Here is a 21,070-nt window from a genome sequence, read left to right on the forward strand (position 1 = left end):
ATGGCCCCGGCAATACGCAGAACGGTCCATCGTAAGGACTGACACTACCGAAGTTGCACCCCTGACGCCGTTCCCATCGCGACCCGCAGGTTCCGCCGAAGCCCCCGCCGCCGAGGTTGTGTTCACCATGGGCGTCCTGCACGCTCACGGGTCCTTGCGGACTGGCAGACCACAACCATCAGGGTTAGGTTTCCGGCCCCTGCCGCAGCCCGCCATGGTCCTGGCTCCGTTGCTGCTCCTGCTCGCCGCCGATTCCGTGGCGGCCTTGCCACGATCCCTGGCCGCGCTGCCGGCACCACAGGCCCTGACCGCTGAGGCCACGCGGCTTCCCGCCGCACCACCCAGCCCCCTGGCGCCGCCCTGGTCGGCCCAGAGCCGATCCATCGCCCAGCGCGACAGCACGGGCACGGCGCTGGTGATCAACGGCCAGCGCCAGCAAGCCCGCTGGGAATGGCGGCAATCGCCTGCCGGCGGCTCGGAACTGTGGTTGCCACTGGAGGTGCTCCAGGGCCAACTGGGGGTGAGCAGCCGCAGCATCGCCGGCGGCACCCTTGATCTGGAGTGGTACGGCAGACCCCTGGTGGTGCCGGCGATCGAGCAGCGCAGCCTCGACGACGAGGTGGCCGTGAACGTGCTGCCCCTGCTGAACCCGATGGGGGTTCAGACGCGCATCGTCGGAGACGCCCTCCATCTGGAATTGCCGCCGGCGACTCTGCTGGGCCTGCGGACCTCCACCCCGGACGGCACACGCCGGGTGGTGCTGGATCTCAATGCACCCGCCCTGGTCCGGCAGGAGGGAAGCCAGCTCTGGGTGGCGCTAGAGGGTTCCCCCGACCAGCTCCGCCAGCTCGCTGCCCTGGGCCTCCAGCCCCGCCCCCGCAGCGGCGGTGTGGAGCTGGGGGTCAGCGCTGGCACCCGCCTGATCAAACTCTTCACCCTCGGCACCCCGCACCGCCTGGTGGTCGATCTGGCCAGCGATGCCGCCGCTGCCACGACCGCGAGTGCGCCTGCCGCCAAGCCTGCACCGATCGATCCCCGGCTTCAGGCCCTGCTCGGCCGCGACCTCCTCTGGGACCGGCAGACCCGAACGGTGGCCGGCCGCAATCTGCGGATCAACAGTGTCGTGATGGATCCGGCGGCCAGCACCCTGGAGCTGCGCACCCTCACCCGTAGCGACGGCATGCAGGGCCTCAGTTCCCTGCCGGATCTGGCACGCCAACAGGACGCCCTGGTGGCGATCAACGGCGGCTACTTCAACCGGGTGCGCCGCCTGCCGCTCGGGGCTCTCAAGGAGGGTGGCCGCTGGCTGTCGGGGCCGATCCTCAACCGCGGCGTGATGGCCTGGAGCGGCCAGCGACTGCCTGAATTCGGCCGGCTGCAACTGCAGGAATGGGTGCTGGACGCCAACGGCAGCCGCACGCCCCTGACGGTGCTCAACAGCGGCTATGTGCAGCGCGGCCTGAGCCGATACACCGCCGACTGGGGGGCCGCCTACCAGGCCCTGAGCGGCTCTGAATCAGGGGCCCTGATCCAGAACGGTGTGGTGACGCAACTCTTCGACAGCACCGCCCTGGCCCGTGGCGTTCCCCTGCCCGAGGGCAGTTCCCTGCTGGTGGCCCGCGCCGGTGCGCCGCTTCCCTGGGCCCCGGGAGAGCGCCTGCAGATCGACAGCCGGGCCAGTTCCGCCCTTGGACAGGCCGGTTCCGTCATGGGGGGTGGGCCACTGCTGCTGCAGAACGGCCAGGTGGTGCTGAACGGGGCCGCCGAGGGCTTCGGCGATGCCTTCCTGCGCCAGGGAGCCCCCCGCACCGTGGTCGGCAGCGACGGCCGGCGACTCTGGCTGGTGACCCTGGAGGGAGTGGATCAGGCCGGCCCCACCCTCAGTGAAACCGCCTGGGTGCTGCAGCAGATGGGCCTGCGCGATGCGCTCAATCTCGATGGCGGCAGCTCCACGGGGCTGGTGATGGGCGGGCAGCACACCGTCAAGGGCCGCGGCGTGGCGGGCTCGGTGCACAACGGCCTCGGCCTGGTGCCCGCTGGTCGCCCCATGGCCCGGATCGGGAGCGGACCCTGAAGCCGGGGGTGGGCGGCTGGCACACTATTGACAAGCTCTGCCTGTCGTGTAGCCCCCCATGCCCAAGGGTCACAGCCTGCGCCTGACGGCGGCGGCGGCGGCGGAACTGGGTCGCCAGGCCGCCGTCGCCGGCACCCCCGGGATGATGCATCTGGATCTGATCGACGGCAGCTGCGAGCGCTGGGCGATCCGCCTGCGCCCGGGCCATCTGGCGGGCACGCCGATCGCCCGGGCCGATGGCATCACCCTGTTCGCCCCCGCCCCACAGCAGAGCCTGCTCACAGGCCTCAGCCTGGATTACCGCGGCGACCTCAGTGGCGGCGGCTTCCTGATCCGGCCCGTCGGCAGCATCCGTGCCTGTGCCTGCGGGGCCGCCTTCAGCCGCTCGTCAGATGAGCGTCCGACGACCCAGTAACGTGGCGGATTGTCGAAATCGGTCGGACGTCCGACCAGTCCCCTCCGAGAAGCACTAAGGCCCTCGATGCCCACCATTCAGCAGCTGATCCGCACCGAACGGCAGCGCTTGACCCGCAAGACCAAGTCTCCGGCCCTGCGCGCCTGCCCCGAGCGGCGTGGTGTGTGCACCCGCGTGTACACCTCCACCCCCAAGAAGCCCAACTCAGCTCTGCGCAAGGTGGCTCGCGTGCGGCTCACTTCGGGCTTTGAGGTGACCGCCTACATCCCCGGCATCGGCCACAACCTGCAGGAGCACTCCGTGGTGCTGATCCGCGGCGGCCGTGTCAAAGATCTGCCAGGCGTTCGTTACCACATCATCCGCGGCACCCTTGATACCGCAGGCGTGAAGGATCGGCGTCAGAGCCGTTCGAAATACGGCGCCAAGACCCCGAAGAGCTGACCAGCCCTCAGCCTTCCCCTCTCCTGCCCCCCTGCCCTTAACCCAGGTCCATGTCCCGCCGTAACGCCGCCGAGAAGCGCCCGGTCCTTCCCGATCCCCAGTTCAACAGTCGCCTCGCCTCGATGATCGTGGCGCGGCTGATGAAGCACGGTAAGAAGTCGACCGCTCAGCGGATTCTCTCGGACGCCTTCACGATGATCAACGAGCGCACAGGCTCGGATCCGCTGGAACTGTTCGAAACTGCCGTGCGCAACGCCACCCCCCTGGTGGAAGTGCGGGCCCGCCGGGTCGGTGGTGCCACCTATCAGGTTCCCATGGAAGTGCGTCAGGAGCGGGGCACTGCCATGGCCCTGCGCTGGCTGGTCAACTATTCAAGAGCCCGCAACGGCCGCAGCATGGCTCAGAAGCTGGCCGGCGAGCTGATGGATGCCGCCAATGAGGCTGGCAGCGCCGTACGCAAGCGGGAAGAGACCCACAAGATGGCCGAGGCCAACAAGGCTTTCGCCCACTACCGCTACTGAGGCGACCCCACGCAGAGATCCGGTTGCGGCCGGATCTCTGGGATGACACGTGTGCCCGATCGGACCGGCCTGTGCCTGACCGTTCGGCCGCTTTGTAAAGTAAGTCCCGCATTTTTCACGACCCCCTTCGGAGACAGTCCCCGTGGCCCGCGCCTACCCCCTGGAACGCGTCAGAAATATCGGTATCGCCGCCCATATCGACGCGGGCAAGACCACAACGACCGAACGGATCCTGTTTTATTCGGGCGTCGTCCACAAGATGGGTGAGGTGCATGACGGCGCCGCTGTGACCGACTGGATGGCCCAGGAGCGGGAGCGGGGCATCACGATCACCGCGGCGGCGATTTCCACCAGTTGGAAGGATCACCGCATCAACATCATTGATACGCCCGGTCACGTGGACTTCACCATCGAGGTGGAGCGCTCCATGCGGGTGCTGGATGGTGTGATTGCGGTCTTCTGCGCAGTCGGTGGCGTTCAGCCCCAGTCGGAAACGGTGTGGCGTCAGGCGGACCGCTACAAGGTGCCCCGCATGGTCTTCGTCAATAAGATGGACCGCACCGGCGCTGATTTTCTCAAGGTCTACGAGCAGATCAAGGATCGCCTCAAGGCCAATGCCGCCCCGATCCAGCTGCCGATCGGCGCCGAAGGCGAGTTGAGCGGCATCATCGACCTGGTGAAGAATAAGGCGTATATCTATAAAGATGACCTCGGCAAGGACATCGAAGAGGCCGATATCCCTGCCTCCATGGCCGATGAAGTCGAGACCTGGCGCGAAAAGCTGATGGAATCGGTCGCTGAAAACGATGAGGAGCTCCTCGAAGCCTTCCTCGAGAACGGCGAACTGACTGAAGCACAGCTGAACAAAGGCATTCGCGAAGGCGTGCTCAAGCACGGCCTCGTACCGATGCTGTGTGGTTCAGCGTTCAAGAACAAGGGTGTTCAGCTGCTGCTCGACGCCGTGGTGGATTACCTGCCTGCGCCGATCGACGTTCCCCCCATTCAAGGCCTGCTGCCCGATGGCACCGAGGCCATGCGGCCTTCGGACGACAGCGCCCCCTTCAGCGCCCTGGCCTTCAAGGTGATGGCCGATCCCTTCGGCAAACTGACGTTCATCCGCATGTATTCGGGTGTGCTCCAGAAGGGCAGCTACGTGCTCAATTCCACCAAGGACAAGAAGGAGCGCATTTCCCGTCTGATCATTCTCAAGGCCGATGATCGTGAGGAAGTGGACGAACTTCGTGCCGGTGATCTTGGCGCCGTTCTTGGTCTGAAGGACACCACCACCGGAGACACACTCTGCGTGGAAAATGATCCGATCATTCTAGAATCCCTCTACATCCCCGAGCCGGTGATCTCGGTGGCTGTGGAGCCCAAGACCAAGGGCGACATGGAGAAACTATCGAAGGCGTTGCAGTCTCTTTCAGAAGAAGATCCCACCTTCCGAGTTCGCACCGATCCGGAAACCAACCAGACCGTGATCGCTGGCATGGGCGAGCTCCACCTGGAAATCCTTGTGGACCGGATGCTGCGCGAATTCAAGGTGGAGGCCAACATCGGCGCCCCTCAGGTGTCCTATCGGGAAACTATCCGCGCCAGCTCCAAGGGTGAGGGCAAATTTGCCCGCCAGACCGGTGGCAAGGGCCAGTACGGCCATGTGGTGATCGAAATGGAGCCTGGAGAGCCAGGTTCCGGTTTCGAGTTCGTCAACAAGATTGTTGGCGGCATCGTGCCGAAGGAGTACATCGGCCCTGCCGAACAGGGCATGAAGGAGACCTGCCAGTCAGGCGTGATCGCCGGCTTCCCGATGATCGATGTGCGGGTCACCATGGTCGATGGGTCCTACCATGATGTGGACTCGTCGGAAATGGCCTTCAAGATCGCCGGCTCGCTGGCCTTCAAAGACGGCGTCAAGAAGTGCAATCCCGTACTGCTTGAACCGATGATGAAGGTCGAGGTCGAAGTTCCCGAGGATTTCCTCGGCTCGATCATCGGTGACCTCTCCTCCCGCCGCGGCCAGGTGGAGGGGCAGTCCGTCGATGACGGACAGTCCAAGGTGCAGGCCAAGGTACCGTTGGCCGAGATGTTCGGCTACGCCACCCAGCTCCGATCCATGACCCAGGGTCGGGGTATCTTCTCGATGGAATTCAGCCATTACGAGGAAGTTCCTCGCAACGTGGCCGAGGCCATCATCTCCAAGAATCAGGGCAATTCCTGATCTTCTCTCTACTCACTAACCCCCCGATTCTTCCCTTCCATGGCTCGCGAGAAGTTCGAAAGGAACAAGCCTCACGTCAACATCGGCACCATTGGCCACGTTGACCACGGCAAAACCACCCTGACGGCTGCTATCACCAATGTGCTGGCGTCCCAGGGCATGGCCAAGGCCCAGGCCTACGACGAAATCGACGGCGCTCCCGAAGAGAAAGAGCGGGGCATCACGATCAATACAGCCCACGTTGAGTACGAAACCAACAAGCGGCACTATGCCCACGTCGACTGCCCTGGCCACGCGGATTATGTGAAGAACATGATCACCGGTGCCGCCCAGATGGACGGCGCCATCCTGGTGGTTGCCGCCACTGACGGCCCGATGGCCCAGACCAAGGAGCACATCCTGCTGGCCAAGCAGGTGGGCGTGCCCGCCTTGGTGGTCTTCCTCAACAAGAAGGACATGGTCGACGACGAGGAGATCCTCGAACTCGTCGAACTGGAGATGCGTGAGCTGCTGAGCAGCTACGACTTCCCCGGCGATGACATCCCGATTGTGGCTGGCTCCGCCCTCAAAGCCCTGGAGTACATCCAGGGTGGCAAGAAGGCCGTGCGTGGTGAAGACGAGTGGGTCGACAAGATCCTCGATCTGATGGATGCCGTTGACGAGGCCATCCCCGAGCCCGAGCGCGAGATCGACAAGCCCTTCCTGATGGCGATCGAAGACGTGTTCTCGATCACCGGTCGTGGCACCGTGGCCACCGGCCGGATTGAGCGCGGCAAGGTGAAAGTGGGTGAAACCGTCCAGATCGTGGGCATCCGCGACACCCGCGAGACCACCGTGACCGGGGTCGAAATGTTCCGCAAGCTGCTCGATGAGGGCATGGCAGGCGACAACGTCGGCCTGCTGCTGCGTGGCATTCAGAAGGAAGACATCGAGCGCGGCATGGTGCTCGTCAAGCCCAACTCGATCAAGCCCCACACCAAGTTCGAGGGCGAGGTGTATGTGCTCAAGAAGGAAGAGGGCGGCCGCCACACCCCCTTCTTCGCTGGCTATCGCCCGCAGTTCTACATCCGCACCACGGATGTGACCGGCCAGATCACCGCCTTCACCTCCGATGACGGGGAGAACGTGGAAATGGTCATGCCCGGCGACCGCATCAAGATGAGTGCCGAACTGATCTGCCCGGTCGCCATTGAGCAGGGCATGCGCTTCGCCATCCGCGAAGGTGGTCGCACCATCGGTGCCGGCGTGGTCTCCAAGATCGTCGCCTGAGCCGGCTTGCCGCCGCTGCTGATCTAGGTTGAAGGGGTCGGGGCCCAAAACCCCGCCCCTTTTCGTGCACCTCGACAACCCATCCCTCCCGCCGACCCTGTCAGGTCGGTCTTCCTGCGCGCCCCTCCATGTCCACTGCCATCGCCCAGCAGAAGATCCGCATCCGTCTGAAGGCCTTTGACCGCCGCATGCTGGATCTCTCCTGCGAAAAAATCATCGAAACCGCCGATCACACCGCTGCCACGGCCATCGGTCCGATTCCCCTGCCCACCAAGCGCAAGATCTACTGCGTGCTGCGCTCGCCCCACGTGGACAAAGATTCCCGCGAGCACTTCGAAACCCGCACCCACCGCCGCATCATCGATATCTACAGCCCCACCTCCAAAACCATCGACGCCTTGATGAAGCTGGATCTCCCCAGTGGTGTCGACATTGAAGTCAAGCTCTGAAGCTGTCGCTTTCTCAGAGGCTTGATGACGCACCCCCGTTGCCGGTCCATCCGGTGGCGGGGGTGTTCTTTCTAGGATCAACCATTCTTGACCACCCCGTTGCACGCCTCTCCGCCTGTACTGAGCCCCTGCTGCGCCACCGCATCGAGCAGCCGTCCAGCTGGACCGGGGCGAGCCTTCACCTGGGCAGGAATCACGGCATGACCAGCACCACGACCATCCGGGAACTGCCCTTGTTCCCCCTGCCCGATGTGGTGCTGTTCCCGCAGGAAGTACTGCCGTTGCACATCTTCGAGCCGCGTTACCGGATGCTGCTCAGCACGGTGATGGCCGAGGATCGACGCTTCGGGGTGGTGCGCTGGGATCCTCAGGAGCAGCGGATGGCGTCGGTGGGGTGCTGTGCCGAAATCCTGCACTGCCAGACCCAGCCGGACGATCGCAGCAACATCGTGACCATGGGCCAGCAGCGCTTCCGGGTGCTGGAGATCGTGCGCGAAGCCCCCTTCCGGGTGGGGCTCGTGAGCTGGATCGAGGATGAAGTCTCGAGCAGCCACGACGACCTGCAGACTCTCACCGCCGCTGTGACCCAGGCCCTGCAGGACGTGGTCGAACTGACCGGAAAGCTGGTGGGCAAGCCCGCTCAGCTGCCCAACGACCTGCCGGATCTGCCCCGGGAACTCTCGTTCTGGATCGGCTCCCATCTGGGTGGCCCCGTGGCCGACGAGCAGCAGGCCCTGCTGGAGCTCACCGACACCGGCGACCGCCTGCGGCAGGAATACGACCTTCTCGACCAGACACGCCGCCAGCTCGCCGCCCGTACCGTTCTGATGGACACCTTCCGTGATCTCTCGGACGGTGAGTCCGACGCAGAATCCGGTGGGGATCCAGAGGATGGCTCCGAGCCTCGCGGCCAGGGCTGAACCATGGCGAACCTGACCCTGCCCCTCGTGGGGACAGCCCTGCTGGCCGGTGGCCTGGTCGGGGCGGTCTGGCTGTGGCAGCGCCAACGGCGCAGCTTCTCCAGCACCGCCAGCGTGGCGGCGGCCTACGACCGCTGGACCGAAGACCAGCTGCTGGAGCGCCTCTGGGGCGAGCATGTGCACCTGGGCCACTACGGCACTCCGCCGCGCCGCTGCGACTTCCGCGCTGCCAAGGCCAGCTTCGTGCATGAGCTGGTGCGCTGGAGCGGCCTCGATCAGCTGCCGCCGGGCAGTCGGGTGCTCGACGTGGGCTGTGGCATCGGAGGCAGCGCCCGCATCCTGGCCCGCGACTATGGCTTCAACGTGCTGGGCATCAGCATCAGCCCCGCCCAGATCGCTCGTGCCCAGGCCCTCACGCCAGCCGAACTCACCTGCAGCTTCGCGGTGATGGACGCCCTGGCCCTCGATCTGGAGCCCGCCAGCTTCGATGCCGTGTGGAGCGTGGAGGCCGGTCCGCACATGCCTGACAAGCAGCGCTACGCCGATGAGCTGTTGCGGGTGCTGAAACCGGCGGGCCTGCTGGCAGTGGCGGACTGGAACCGGCGCGACCCGGCCGATGGGCACCTGAACCGAGTGGAGCGTTGGGTGATGCGCCAGTTGCTCGAGCAATGGGCCCACCCGGAGTTCGCCAGCATCCGCTCGCTGCAGCACAACCTGGAAACAAGCCCCTGGGGCGGTGGCATCCAGATCAGCACCGGCGATTGGAGCAACCAGACCCAACCCTCCTGGATCGAGTCGATCCTCGAGGGTGTGCGCCGGCCCGGGGCCGTGCTGGGCCTCGGCCCCGGCGCCGCCCTGCAGGGCCTGAGGGAAACGCCGACCCTGCTGCTGATGGACTGGGCCTTCCGCACCGGAATGATGCAGTTCGGAGTGTTCCGCGGCCGGAAAGGCGACTAGGCGACCTCTGCGTTGGCGGGAGTCGCCGCTGCAGCAGAGTCCGCTGCATCCGCTTCGGCCAGGTTGGTGATCGGATAGGCCCCGAACAGCATGACGTGCTCACACAGGGGCCGCAGGCGGTCTAGCGAGCGCTCGAGCCGGGCAGTGGCGTCGGTGGGATCCGACGCGATGAACTCCAGATCGACAAAGAAGATGTATTCCCCCATCTCCCGTTTGGATGGGCGCGATTCGATCCGGCTCATGTTGAGCCCCTCCGCAGCGAAGCACTGCAGGGCCTCCAGCAGCGCGCCGGGGCGATTGGCCTGCAACGAGAAGGCGAGGCTGGCCAGCGCACCGACCCGGGCGCGGGGGCCGCGGCGCAACAGCAGAAAGCGGGTGCAGTTGCCCGGCACATCGTTGATCGGGTAGGCCAGCACCTCCAGACCGTGTTCGGCGGCGGCCTCCCGCGACGCAATGGCGCCGCGGAAGCGGCTGCCGGCCACCAGCCGGGCCGCCTCGGCGGTTGAGCTGGTGGGCAACTGCACGGCTGCAGGCAGCTGGGCCGCGAGCCACTGACCGCACTGGGCCAGGGCCTGGGGGTGGGAGAGCACTTCGCTGATGTCGGCCAGGCTGCCGCTGCCCATCAGGGCGTGGCGGATGGGCAGCACCAGCGCCCGGGCAATGGTGAGATCGGGATGCTCCCACAGCGCATCCAGGCAGGTGGTGACGCCACCTTCCACCGAGTTTTCCACCGGCACCACCGCCGCCTCACAGTCCCCATCGGCCAGAGCCCGGATCACGGCACGGATCTCCCGCTGCGGCACCAGCTGGGGATCGGCGATCTCCTCCAGACGCGCCAAATGCCCGGCCGCCTGTTCGCCGTAGGTGCCCGTCGGGCCAAGGAAGGCAAGGCGCATGGACTCGGGACTGCTCACGGTGGACCGATAAGATCATGCCGCGTCGGCCTGCCGGCCATGCCCGTGGCCTTCAGCGCCAGCCAGTCGCTGAAACTTTCCCTGCCCGCCGAGGACTGCGATCGGGTCGGGCTGCTGCCTCCCTACCTCGACGATGAGGAGCGCGTCATCGGCGCCCTGCTCGATCCCAGTCAGCTGGAGCGATTGGAGGCGGGCCGCTACCGCTACGCCGTCACCCGGCTGCAGGTGTTCCAACTGCAGATTCAGCCGGTGGTGGAGCTGCAGGTGCGGCGCCAGCCTGGCCGGATCGAGCTCAACGCCATCGACTGCGAACTGGAGGGCCTGGGTCTGATCGACGACTTCCAGCTGACCCTGCAGTCGTGGCTGGAGGCTGCGGATACCGGTCTGGAGGGGGAGGCCACCCTGGCGGTGACCGTGAGCCAGCCACCGCTGCTGAAGCTGATCCCCACCAAGGTGCTCGAAGCGACCGGTCACTCGGTGCTCAGCCGCATCCTGCTGGGCATCAGAACCCGGGTGGGGCAGCAGCTGCTGGGGGACTTCCGGGACTGGTGCACGCAGGTTTGAGAAAACTGCGGCGGTGCAGTGCGGTGGGGCCCAGCCGCTGCAGCGCCTCGCGATGTTGGGCCGTGCCATAGCCCCGGTGCCGTTCGAGGCCATAGCCGGGGAACTGCAGGGCCAGCCGTTCGAGCAGGGCATCGCGGCACTGCTTGGCGAGCACGCTCGCCGCCGAGATGGCCGGGCAGCGGGCATCGCCGCCCACCAAAGCGCGCTGCTCACCGGACCAGCCCCGCAGGGGCAAGTTGCCATCCACGAGCACAAGCTGGGGCGGCCTGGGCAGGCGTTGCAGAGCGCGGTGCATCGCCCGCTCCGTGGCCGGCCGGATGCCATACCGATCAATCTCGGCAGCGCTGGCCTGACCGATCGCCCAGGTGAACGCCTCGGCCTCGATCAGCGGCACCAGGGCAGCGCGGCGGCGGGCCGTGAGCTTCTTGCTGTCGGTGAGCCCCGCCGAGACCAGGGAGTGGGACGCCTGGGCAGACAGGATCACCGCCGAGGCGAACACCGGACCGAACAGACAGCCGCGACCCACTTCGTCCATTCCAGCGCAGAGCAGCGGATCACGCTCCTGCCAGGACTCGAGCGGCGGCGGCACCATGACACCGAACTCAACCGCTGGCAGAGGAGCGGCGGCGGCGGCGGCGGGGCTCGCCATTGTCCTCGGGTTCTGCAGCCGCTTCGGCGGGAACCTCCGCGGCAATCGCCACGGCCACGACCAAGGGCTCGGCGACGGCCGCTGACGAGCGGCTGCGACTGCGGCGAGGCGCCGCATGGCTGGCCGCGGGATGGCTGGGCACGGTCACCGTGACCACGTCTTCGGGACCCTGATCAACGGGCAGGGGCGTAATCGCCACTGGGGCCGGTCCGATCGGCGCGAACTCACTGAGCATCGATCCCCCAACCGCCTGGGTGGCAAGAGGAGTGGCCTCAGCGTGGGTGCGGCCGTTGCTGCCGACGTCTCCACCGCGACCACGGCGGCGACGGCGCGGGCCGGAGGCCGCCATCTGCTGGCGGGCCTCCTCCAGCACCAGCTCGGGATCCACACCTGGACGGGCGATCCGCACCACGACGTTGTCGGAAGCAGGGGGCGCATCCAGCAGCAGGGAGGGATTGAGGCCCATCCAGCCGTATACGAGCTCCTGATCCGGCTCCATGGGCACCACCACCACCTGGGGCTCCTGGCGCCGCGGGCCGGACTCGGTCGCCGGAGTCGGGATGGCAGCAGGAGCCTCGGCAGGCGCAGCGCCCTCGGAGCCGTCCTCGATGGCGCTGGGGAAGGTGGTCAACTCAGGCAGCTCACTGCCAGAACCAGCACGACCGCCCCGGCCTCCACGCCGCCTGCGGCCACTGCCACTGGCCTCCGCGGCGCCGGGACTGGCCACCTCTGCTCGGGCCGATGCCGCCGAACGCACCAGACCGGTCATCGTGGCCAGGGGCTGAAGCGTGTCCTGGCCGGGCAGTACCGCCACGTGGCCGAGACCGCCACAGCTGGGGCAGGCGCGACCGAACAGCTCGTAAAGATTCTGGCCCTGCCGTTTGCGGGTGAGCTCCACCAGACCCAGCTCGGTGAGCTGGGCAATCTGGGGGCGGGCCGCATCGTGGCGCACCGCATCGGTGAAGTACTCGAGCAGCTGCAGCTGATCGCGGCGCGAGTCCATATCGATGAAGTCGATGATCACGACGCCACCGATGTTGCGCAGCTTCAGCTGACGGGCGATTTCAACCGCCGCCTCACAATTGGTCCACAGCACCGTTTCCCGGGCGTTGGCGGAGCGGGTGAAGGAACCGGAGTTCACATCGATCACGGTGAGAGCCTCGGTGGGCTCGATGATCACGTAGCCGCCCGAGGGCAGATCGACCCGGGGCTTGAGTGCATCGCGGATCGCCGCATTGACGCGGAAGTGCTCCAGGATCTCGCTGGGCTCCTGGTGAAATTCGACCAGGAGATTGGCCTGATCCGCGCCGAGGAAGGCATTGACCCGTTCCACCGCTGCGTGGGTGTCGACCACCACCCGCACCACCTCAGGCGTGTAGAGATCGCGCAGCACCCGATGGACGAAATCCTCATCCCGGTTGAGCAGGGTGGGCGGACTGGCCGTCTCGGCAGCCTGCTGGATGCCTTCCCACTGGCGCAGCAGGGATTCGAGATCGTCGATCAGCAGATCTTCGCTGACGCCCTCAGCTTCGGTGCGGATCAGCAGGCCGGCTCCCGGGGGCTTGATCAAGACGCCGAGAGCCCGCAGGCGGTTGCGCTCGTTCTCGCCATTGATCCGGCGGGAGATGTTCACCCCCTGACCGTGGGGCTGGAGCACCAGAAAACGCCCCGGCAGGGTGAGGTTGCCGGTCAGGCGAGGGCCTTTGGTGCCGGTGGGTTCCTTCATCACCTGCACCAGCACGGTCTGGCGCGGCGCCAGCAGCTCAGTGATGCCGGCAGCCCCTTTGCGGAGCCGGAGGGGCCCGAGATCGGTGACGTGAATGAAGCCGTTCTTTTCGCTTTCGCCGATGTTGACAAAAGCGGCGTCGATCCCGGGCAGCACGTTTTCAACGGTGCCGAGATAGACGTCGCCAATCTGGTAGCGGCCCTGGGCCACGACCAGTTCATCAACACGCTCGTCGTTGAGAACCGCGGCGATCCGCAGGTGCTCGGCAATGACGATCTGCTGGGGCATGGAAAAATTCTGGGCGCGAAAGAGCGCCGCCAAAGGTGGATCGACCCGCCCCTCAGAGGACCCTGCGAGGCGATAGCGCGTGCATCAGCACGCCGGTGGAACTGTCAGCGGAACGGCAAGCCTGCGACAGCCCATCCGGAAGTAATTGAAGACGCAGACGCGCTGCGTCAGACAAACCGCGGAGGAACGTCCGGGGAAGTGGGTCGCCAGAGAAGCGACTTGTTCGAAGAAACGTTCTGGCGGCGGAATGCTCGATCCGACCGTCGTTGGAAAGACCGGCGAACTTTTCTGCCGTCCTGTAGGCAAATTAGCACGCCCGCAAGATCAGCCCCTGCCGCTGGGTTCTGGAGGCCCGCAGTCGACAGCCCAAAGCCTCGTCGAGCCAGTGGATCACCTGCTCCGGCCGCAGACTGCGCCCCTGGGGATCCACCCAGGCCCGGACCGTCACAACCGCTTCAGCGGCATGGAGGCCGGCGCCAGCGCTGGTGTCCACGGCGAGGTCGAGCAGATAGGGCCGGCAGTCCCGCTGCCGCGGCCGGCCTTTTTTGTCGGTGTCCGCCCAGGGAAGCGATTCGGCCTGGAGTACGGCCGCCACTGCCGCCTGCCAGCGAGGGAACGACAAGAGCTGCTGCTCAACCAGCTCCGGGTCTGCCTCAGCCCTGGGGGCATCAGGCTCCACAGGGCTGGCCGTAAACTGCCACAAGGCCGCCTCCACCTCCTGGGAGAGGCTGGGGCCGAACACCGCCACCTCCCCGACCGAGAGCAGGCGGAACTCCGCGGGCAGCTCAGCCTGCAGCGCCTGGCGCACCGCCGCCGGATCGCAGGCCTCGGTGAACTCCAGATCCATCCATTCCCCCAGGCCCTCCACCCCCAGCGGCAACGAGAGCGCGAACTGCAACCGGGGCAGGGGATGAAACCCACCGGTGAAGCTCACCGGCAGACCACTGCGCCGCAGGGCCCTCTCCAGTAGCCGCACCGTGTCGAGATGGCTGATCAGGGCCAGGGAGCCGGTCTTGGCGAACCCGAAGCGCAGCCGGAACACCCGCTCGCTGGCCGGGGCACGCTGCGCCTCCAGGGGCGGAATCGGCGGCGGCGCGATCACCACGTTGTGTCCCAGTTCCGGGCCGCAGACACCGCAACTGCTGCAACCGGCGAAGGAACAATCCGGCACCACCAGGGCCGCCAGGGCCCGTTGCAGATCCTCGGCCAGCCAGCGTTTCTCCAGCCCCGCATCGATGTGATCCCAGGGCAGGGGCTGGGCGCAGAACGCCTCCAGATCCTCGGCCGAGAGGGCCTCGGCGCTGCTCCAGGCCCCCATCTCCAGGGCCCGGTAGCGACCCCCCAGGCCGGCGGCCTCGATGGCGGCGGTCCAGGCGGCATGGGTTCGATCGGCCGACTCGAACCAGGCATCGAGACCGGCGCCGGCCCGCCAGGCCGCCTCGAGCACCGGCGCCAGGCGTCGGTCGCCGCGGCCGACGAAATCCTCGATCGCCGACAGGCGCACGTCTGTGACATTGGTCTTGATGCCGCGCAGCTGGCGCAGGGCGGAGCGCAACAGCTGCTGACGCCGCACAAACTCGGCGGTTGAAACGCTGTGCCACTGGAAGGGCGTGTGGGGCTTGGGCGTGAAGTTGCTGATCGTGAGATTCAGCTCCAGCCGGCCCAGATCGGCGCAGTCGCGTTGCAGGGCGCGGCAGGTCTCGGCGATGCCGAGCACATCGGCATCGGTTTCACCCGGCAGACCGATCATGAAATAGAGCTTCACCTTGCGGTAACCGCTCTGCATCGCCGTGCGAATGCCTCGCAGCAGCTCCGCGTCGGTGAGGCCCTTGTTGACGATGTCGCGCAGGCGCTGGGTCCCGGCCTCCGGCGCAAAGGTGAGCCCCCCCTTGCGGGTGCCGCCGAGGATATGGGCGATGTTCTCGTCGAAGCGATCCACCCGCTGGCTGGGCAGGGTGAGGCTCACATTGCGCTCGGCCAGCCGGTTGCGCAGTTCCACACCCACCGCCGGCAGGGCCAGGTAGTCGCTGCAACTGAGCGACAGCAGCGAGAAATCGCTGTAGCCGGTGCGTCGCATCCCCTCCTCCACCGCCTCGATCACCGCCTCCGGTTCGACATCGCGGGCCGGACGGGTGAGCATGCCCGGCTGGCAGAAGCGGCAACCACGGGTGCAGCCGCGCCGGATCTCCACGGTGAGGCGGTCGTGCACCGTTTCGATGTGGGGCACCAGCCCCATGGCGTAGTGGGGCATCGGCGTGGCAGTGCGGCGCTGGATCCGCGGCGGCAGCCCTGGCTCGATGGGCTGCAGGCTCACCCCATCGGCACCTGGGCCGTAGAGAGCCGGCACGTACACCCCCGGCACCTGGGCCAGATCGCGCAGCAGGGCGCGGCGGCTGAGGCCGGCGGCACGGGCCTCCGCCACCACCAGGCCGATCTCCGGCAGCAGCTCCTCGCCATCGCCGAGGGCGACGAAATCGAAGAAGGCGGCATAGGGCTCGGGGTTGCTGGTGGCCGTGGGACCACCGGCGAAGATCAACGGCGGCGCGGCGGGATCATCCAGGGGCAGGTCTCCCCGATCGGCGGCGCGGATCGGGATGCCGGCCAGCTCCAGCATCGTGAGGATGTTGGTGCCGCCCAGTTCGTAGCTGAGGCTGAAGCCAAGGATGTCAAAGGCCGCCAGGGGGCGGCGGCTCTCCACCGCGAACAGGGGCTGCCGCCGTTGCCGCAGCCGGTCGGCCAGGTCAGGGGCGGGTAGGTAGGCCCGATCACAGAGCTGAGCGGGAACCGCATTGAGAATCGAATAGAGAATGATGTGGCCGGTGTTGCTCGCCCCCACCTCGTAGACCTCGGGATAGGTGAGGGCCCAGCGCACCCCAGCCGCTCGCCAGTCGCGCTCCCAGTCGCGCGGCATCACCCCCAGCTCGTTGCCCAGGTAACGGGCGGGCTTGCTGATGCCCAGATCGACCAGGGCATCGAAATCGATCGGGGCAGAGCCAGCCTCAGCAGAGACAGCTCCGGCAGACACAGCGTCGTCAGACAGAGCCGTGGCGGCGGGAGCGGTGGAAGGCACGGCGGGCACGGCTTGGCAGAGCTTGATGCTATGCAGCGCCGCAGGCGGCACCAGAGCCGGTGGTCTGCTGTGCGGCTCAGATCAAGGGCCACTGCCGTAGGACAATCCCGCCAGCGACTCCAGCTGCGGCGCAGCCCTCTCTTGCAATGGTTCAGGTCAACGGCAACTACCTCAAGCTCAAGGCGGGCTACCTGTTCCCCGAGATCGCCCGACGGGTCAAGGCTTTCAGCGAGGCCAACCCCGAGGCCGCCATCATTCGCCTGGGCATCGGCGATGTGACCGAACCGCTGCCCGAGGCCTGCCGCACCGCCATGAAGGCCGCCGTGGATGCGATGGGCACCCGCGAGGGCTTCCACGGCTACGGCCCCGAGCAGGGCTATCTGTGGCTGCGCGAGAAGATCGCCGCCACCGACTTCCAGGCCCGCGGCTGTGCGATCACGGCCGAGGAGATCTTCGTCTCCGACGGCTCCAAGTGCGACAGCAGCAACATCCTCGACATCCTCGGCGAGGGCAACCGCATCGCCGTGACCGATCCGGTGTATCCGGTGTATGTGGACAGCAACGTGATGGCCGGCCGCACCGGCGACGCCGATGCCGCGGGTCAGTACGGCGGCCTCACCTACCTGCCGATCACCGCCGAGAATGGCTTCACGGCCCAGATCCCCACAGGCCAGGTGGATCTGATCTACCTCTGCTTCCCGAACAACCCCACCGGCGCGGTGGCCACCAGGGAGCAGCTCAGGGCCTGGGTGGACTACGCCCGCGCCAACGAGGCCCTGATCCTGTTCGATGCCGCCTACGAGGCCTTCATTCAGGACCCGGAACTGCCCCATTCGATCTATGAAATCGAAGGGGCCCGCGAGTGCGCGATCGAGTTCCGCTCCTTCTCCAAGAATGCGGGCTTCACCGGCACCCGCTGCGCTCTCACCGTGGTGCCTCGCGGCCTGATGGGCACTGCCGCCAATGGCGAGAAGGTGGAGCTGTGGGGCCTGTGGAACCGGCGCCAGTGCACCAAGTTCAACGGAGTGAGCTACATCGTGCAACGGGGGGCCGAGGCCGTGTATTCACCCGAAGGGCAGGCCCAGGTGAAGGCCCTGATCGACTTCTACATGGAGAACGCCGCGATCATCCGCCAGGAGCTCAGCGCCGCTGGGCTGCAGGTGTATGGCGGCGAGCAGGCCCCCTACGTCTGGCTGAAGACCCCCGAGGGCGTGGATTCCTGGGGTTTCTTCGATCGGCTGTTGAGCCAGGCCCATGTGGTGGGCACCCCCGGCAGCGGCTTCGGTGCCGCCGGTGAGGGCTACTTCCGCCTCTCGGCCTTCAACAGCCGCGCCAATGTGGAGGAGGCGATGCGCCGGGTGCGGGCCCTGTGAGTCAGCTGATCTCCAATCCTGCCCTGCGGCCGCAAGCCCAGGGCGAATCGATACAGTTGGGCCAGGTCATGCTGGAGACCCTCATGACACCTCCTTCCCTGGCGCTGTCTGTGGCTGATGCCTCCAGGATCCACGTGTTGGATGCTGCCGCTGGCGCCAACCCACGCGCCACCGCCACACCCAGCCGTTCCCCCGGCGGGGCGGCGGTGATCGAAAAGACGACGGAGCGGGTGCGCAAGCCCTCCCCCCGTTACAAGGTGCTGCTGCACAACGATCCGGTCAACTCCATGGAATACGTGGTGACGACCCTGCGCCAGGTGGTCCCCTCCCTCAGCGAGCAGGACGCGATTGCCGTGATGCTGGAAGCCCACAACACCGGCGTGGGCCTGGTCATCGTCTGTGATCTGGAGCCGGCGGAGTTCTACTGCGAAACCCTCAAAGGCAAGGGGCTCACCAGCACGATCGAACCGGAGACATGAGCCTGGCCGGTGCCGCCGGCCCCTGGCGCTGGCTGGCGGGGCTGCTCTACGTGCCCCTGCTCTATGGAGCGGGATGGTTGCTGGCCCTGCCCCTGCCCCTGGAGCCAGTGGATCGCCCCCTGATCGGCACCGGCTTCACCCTGGCCCTGTTCCTGCTCAGCCTGCCCCTCTGGGTGGGCCGGATGTGGCGGCAGCAGGCCCCCTGGACGTCGCTGGGGGTGCTCGGCCCCGCACCGGCTGTGCTGCGGGCGCTGCTGCGGGGCCTGATCAAGGCCCTGCTGTTGTTGCTGGTCCTCAGCCTGGCACTGGTGCTGGGCGGCTGGGCCCGCTGGCAGGGAGCCGTGGCTCCGAGCGATTGGATCAACGCCCTGCTGCTGATGCTTGGGGTGGGCTTCGCCGAGGAACTGGTCTTCCGGGGCTGGCTCTGGGGCGAACTCACCCAGCTGCTGGGGGGCAGCCGCTCGGCAGGCCAGAGGGCCCTGCTGGCCCAGGCCGTTCTGTTCAGCCTGGTGCACACCCGCTTCAACCTGGCTCCGGCTGGGCTGCTGGCCCTGCTGGGCGGACTGGGGCTGCTGGGCCTGGTGCTGGGCCTGCAGCGCCGCGCCGATGGGGGCCTGCTCTGGGGCGCCATCGGGCTGCACGGCGGCCTGGTGGGGGGCTGGTTCCTGCTGCAGGGCAGCCTGCTGCAACTGTCGAACCAGGCCCCGGCCTGGCTGGTGGGTCCGGGAGAGGTGGCCCCCAACCCGATCGGTGGGCTGGTGGGCTGGCTCGGCCTGGGGGCACTGCTCTGGGTGAGGCGGCGCTGGTGGGCCCCGTCGAGTGGCTGAGCGTTCAGCTGAGTACCTGCTCAAAGCACTGTTTGCTCAACGCACCGCTTACTGAAGTCATTGCTTGGCTCAATGCACCGCCGTAGCGAGAGCCCGCCTCCCCTCCACCGGCGCATGCAGGGCCTCCTCCAGGGGAGCGGTGCCGTAGTCGCGCTCGAGCAGGGCCATCACGGTGCGACCGAAATCGGCCGGGTTGCGTTCGAAGGCCTCCAGACAGATCCGGCCGAAGGTGCTGCCCATCGGCTCGGGGTTCCAGAGCAGCTTGCGGGCCGTCCAGGGGAGCATGCTCATCGGGTCGTAGCCCGGCTGGATCAGGCCCTGCTCGAAGCCGTACTGCTCCAGATGGGTGTGGGGCTGCAGGCCGATAAAGAAGATGGCCGGCTCCACCTTGTCGGCCCCGAAGATCTTCTCCAGCTCGCGGTGATAGGCCACGGTCTGGCGGATCGTCTCGGGCCGCTCATCGATCACGTTGAACGAATAGTTCACCGACACATGCTCGCGGAAACCGGCCCGGGCCAGCAGGCGGCAGTTCTCTAAAACAGTGCGCAGGTTGTAGCCCATGCGCATCTTGCGCACCAACTCCTGGGAGCCGGAGGTGATGCCGATCTCGAAGTAGTCCATGCCGGTGGCCACCATCAGCTCGGCCAGCTCGGCATCGATGTTGTCGGCGCGGATATAGGCGGCCCAGCGGATGTCGGTCATGCCGTCCGCCTGGATCGCCCGCAACAGCTGCTTGGCGTCTTCGATGTAGCGGCGGGCGGGGATGAACTGGGCATCGGTGAACCAGAAGCCGCGCACGCCCCGGTCGTAGAGCTGCCGCATCTCCCGCACCACCTCCTCCACCGGGTTCACCCGCACCGCCTTGCCTTCGACCACGGTGTAGACGCAATAGCAACAGTTGTGGGGGCAGCCGCGCTTGGTCTGCACGCCCACGTAGAAATCACCCCCGTCCAGGTACCAGTTCAGCTGGGGCCAGATCGTTTCGATGTAGGCGTAGTCGCAGGCGGTCTTGCTCAGGCTCAGCGGCTGCTCGTGAATCAGCCCGGGCCTTGGCGCTTCACCCACCACATAACAGCGGTCGCCACTGAGGGAGTCCCCCCGCAGCAGCTTCTCGAGCAGGGGCTCGCCCTCTCCCACGGATACCACCGTGCCGCGGGGCAGGCTGCGGCCCAGCTGCTCATAGAACACACTCACGGCGCCGCCACCGATCACGGCACGGGCCTCGGGGGCAAAGCGCCGTGCCCGCCGCAGTCCGCGACGCACCAGCCGCAGATTGCGCCACAACTCGCCGTAGAAGGCACCCATCAGTCGCAGACCGCCCATGGCACCGCGCAGGCGCCGCAGGGGATTGCGGGCATAGAACACTTCGAAGGAATTCTGCAGCGGGTTGCCGCCACGCCCGTCCACCGGCGCATAAATCTGGATGTCTCGCCAGGAGAACACCAGCAGGGTGGGACGGAAAGCCTCGATCGTGTGGAGCAGCACCCGCTCCACATCCAGCACCGGCAGGGCCGCCAGATCCAGAATCCGCTGCGGCAACTCCGGGAAAGCCTTGTGCAGATGATCGGCCAGGTAGATGGGCCCGATCGGGAAGATGGGATTACAGGGCAGCCGCACCAGCAGAACCCGCTGCTGGCTCGGGGCGCTCCGATCAGGCAGGGTGCTCACTCCGATGGGGCTCCGGCGGGGTCAACGGTGGGGATGGGCGGACGCTAACAAGCACATCCGGAGGGCGAGGCGGCCAGCCCGGGGACAGAGGGAGGGGAAGCCGCCCATCCCAGAAACTTCATGAACCCCCTTTACAGAACCGCAACATTCCGTTACGGTCGTTACAGGCGGAGCACCGCCGTGGAGGGGTTTCCCTCACCGGACCCCGTCCATACCTCTTCCGGAGCCTTCAGGCCCTGGATTACCAA

General features: G+C 66.8%; 18 protein-coding genes. 13 read left to right on the forward strand and 5 right to left on the reverse strand.

Annotated features, from left to right (window positions below; translation table 11 throughout):
• The first annotated feature begins 214 nt into the window (after nucleotides 1-214).
• From KQ310_RS09940 to KQ310_RS09980, 9 genes are all read left to right on the forward strand, one after another.
• Entirely contained in the window at nucleotides 215-2,074 is a 1,860-nt protein-coding gene (locus tag KQ310_RS09940) for a phosphodiester glycosidase family protein (RefSeq protein ID WP_259721586.1), read from the forward strand.
• 58 nt (nucleotides 2,075-2,132) lie between these two features.
• Nucleotides 2,133-2,489 (forward strand): AIR synthase, encoded by a 357-nt coding sequence (locus tag KQ310_RS09945; protein ID WP_259721587.1) that lies wholly within the window; start codon nucleotides 2,133-2,135, stop codon nucleotides 2,487-2,489.
• A 66-nt stretch (nucleotides 2,490-2,555) separates the two neighbouring features.
• Nucleotides 2,556-2,930, forward strand: coding sequence for a 30S ribosomal protein S12 (gene rpsL, locus KQ310_RS09950; protein WP_259721588.1), 375 nt, complete (start codon nucleotides 2,556-2,558; stop codon nucleotides 2,928-2,930).
• A gap of 50 nt (nucleotides 2,931-2,980) precedes the next feature.
• Complete coding sequence (gene rpsG / locus KQ310_RS09955) at nucleotides 2,981-3,451, forward strand: 30S ribosomal protein S7 (RefSeq protein ID WP_259721589.1); 471 nt, start codon at nucleotides 2,981-2,983, stop codon at nucleotides 3,449-3,451.
• 142 nt (nucleotides 3,452-3,593) lie between these two features.
• Nucleotides 3,594-5,669, forward strand: coding sequence for an elongation factor G (fusA, locus tag KQ310_RS09960; protein ID WP_259721590.1), 2,076 nt, complete (start codon nucleotides 3,594-3,596; stop codon nucleotides 5,667-5,669).
• 39 nt (nucleotides 5,670-5,708) lie between these two features.
• Entirely contained in the window at nucleotides 5,709-6,938 is a 1,230-nt protein-coding gene (gene tuf, locus KQ310_RS09965; protein WP_259721591.1) for an elongation factor Tu, read from the forward strand.
• Nucleotides 6,939-7,066: 128 nt separating this feature from the next.
• Nucleotides 7,067-7,387: a 30S ribosomal protein S10 gene (rpsJ, locus tag KQ310_RS09970; protein ID WP_197157124.1), complete on the forward strand. Its 321-nt coding sequence runs from the start codon at nucleotides 7,067-7,069 to the stop codon at nucleotides 7,385-7,387.
• 200 nt (nucleotides 7,388-7,587) lie between these two features.
• Nucleotides 7,588-8,307 carry an LON peptidase substrate-binding domain-containing protein gene (locus KQ310_RS09975; protein ID WP_259721592.1) on the forward strand — a complete coding sequence of 240 codons (720 nt, stop codon included), beginning with the start codon at nucleotides 7,588-7,590 and terminating at the stop codon, nucleotides 8,305-8,307.
• Between the two features lie 3 nt (nucleotides 8,308-8,310).
• Entirely contained in the window at nucleotides 8,311-9,264 is a 954-nt protein-coding gene (locus KQ310_RS09980; protein ID WP_259721593.1) for a methyltransferase domain-containing protein, read from the forward strand.
• Here KQ310_RS09980 and pheA read toward each other — a convergent pair.
• Nucleotides 9,261-10,160, reverse strand: coding sequence for a prephenate dehydratase (gene pheA, locus KQ310_RS09985; protein WP_259721608.1), 900 nt, complete (start codon nucleotides 10,158-10,160; stop codon nucleotides 9,261-9,263). The genes KQ310_RS09980 and pheA overlap by 4 nt on opposite strands.
• 57 nt (nucleotides 10,161-10,217) lie before the next feature.
• On the opposite strand from pheA, the gene KQ310_RS09990 reads away from it, so the two are divergent.
• Nucleotides 10,218-10,742: a DUF1997 domain-containing protein gene (locus tag KQ310_RS09990; RefSeq protein ID WP_259721594.1), complete on the forward strand. Its 525-nt coding sequence runs from the start codon at nucleotides 10,218-10,220 to the stop codon at nucleotides 10,740-10,742.
• Here KQ310_RS09990 and KQ310_RS09995 read toward each other — a convergent pair.
• The 3 genes from KQ310_RS09995 to KQ310_RS10005 all read right to left on the reverse strand — a co-directional run bounded on the left by KQ310_RS09995 (nucleotide 10,681) and on the right by KQ310_RS10005 (nucleotide 16,430).
• Nucleotides 10,681-11,334, reverse strand: coding sequence for a ribonuclease HII (locus tag KQ310_RS09995; protein WP_259721609.1), 654 nt, complete (start codon nucleotides 11,332-11,334; stop codon nucleotides 10,681-10,683). The genes KQ310_RS09990 and KQ310_RS09995 overlap by 62 nt on opposite strands.
• A gap of 10 nt (nucleotides 11,335-11,344) precedes the next feature.
• Nucleotides 11,345-13,405, reverse strand: a complete 2,061-nt coding sequence (locus tag KQ310_RS10000; protein ID WP_259721595.1) for an Rne/Rng family ribonuclease — start codon at nucleotides 13,403-13,405, stop codon at nucleotides 11,345-11,347.
• A gap of 307 nt (nucleotides 13,406-13,712) precedes the next feature.
• Nucleotides 13,713-16,430, reverse strand: a complete 2,718-nt coding sequence (locus KQ310_RS10005) for a TIGR03960 family B12-binding radical SAM protein (protein WP_259721610.1) — start codon at nucleotides 16,428-16,430, stop codon at nucleotides 13,713-13,715.
• A 191-nt stretch (nucleotides 16,431-16,621) separates the two neighbouring features.
• Here KQ310_RS10005 and KQ310_RS10010 point away from each other — a divergent pair, with 191 nt between their 5' ends.
• The 3 genes from KQ310_RS10010 (at nucleotide 16,622) to KQ310_RS10020 (ending at nucleotide 19,154) form a co-directional block, all read left to right on the forward strand.
• Nucleotides 16,622-17,848 carry an LL-diaminopimelate aminotransferase gene (locus KQ310_RS10010; RefSeq protein WP_259721596.1) on the forward strand — a complete coding sequence of 409 codons (1,227 nt, stop codon included), beginning with the start codon at nucleotides 16,622-16,624 and terminating at the stop codon, nucleotides 17,846-17,848.
• Between the two features lie 137 nt (nucleotides 17,849-17,985).
• A complete protein-coding gene (gene clpS / locus KQ310_RS10015; RefSeq protein WP_259721611.1) occupies nucleotides 17,986-18,327 on the forward strand; it encodes an ATP-dependent Clp protease adapter ClpS in 342 nt (113 codons plus the stop codon).
• A complete protein-coding gene (locus tag KQ310_RS10020) occupies nucleotides 18,324-19,154 on the forward strand; it encodes a CPBP family intramembrane glutamic endopeptidase (RefSeq protein WP_259721597.1) in 831 nt (276 codons plus the stop codon). Before clpS ends, KQ310_RS10020 begins: the two co-directional genes overlap by 4 nt.
• Nucleotides 19,155-19,223: 69 nt before the next feature.
• Here the strand turns inward: KQ310_RS10020 and KQ310_RS10025 are convergent, their stop codons facing one another.
• Nucleotides 19,224-20,822 carry a photosystem II high light acclimation radical SAM protein gene (locus tag KQ310_RS10025; protein WP_259721598.1) on the reverse strand — a complete coding sequence of 533 codons (1,599 nt, stop codon included), beginning with the start codon at nucleotides 20,820-20,822 and terminating at the stop codon, nucleotides 19,224-19,226.
• Nucleotides 20,823-21,070: the final 248 nt, after the last annotated feature.

Source organism: Synechococcus sp. CS-1328 (genome assembly GCF_025128095.1).
Classification (GTDB): Bacteria; Cyanobacteriota; Cyanobacteriia; order PCC-6307; family Cyanobiaceae; genus CBW1002.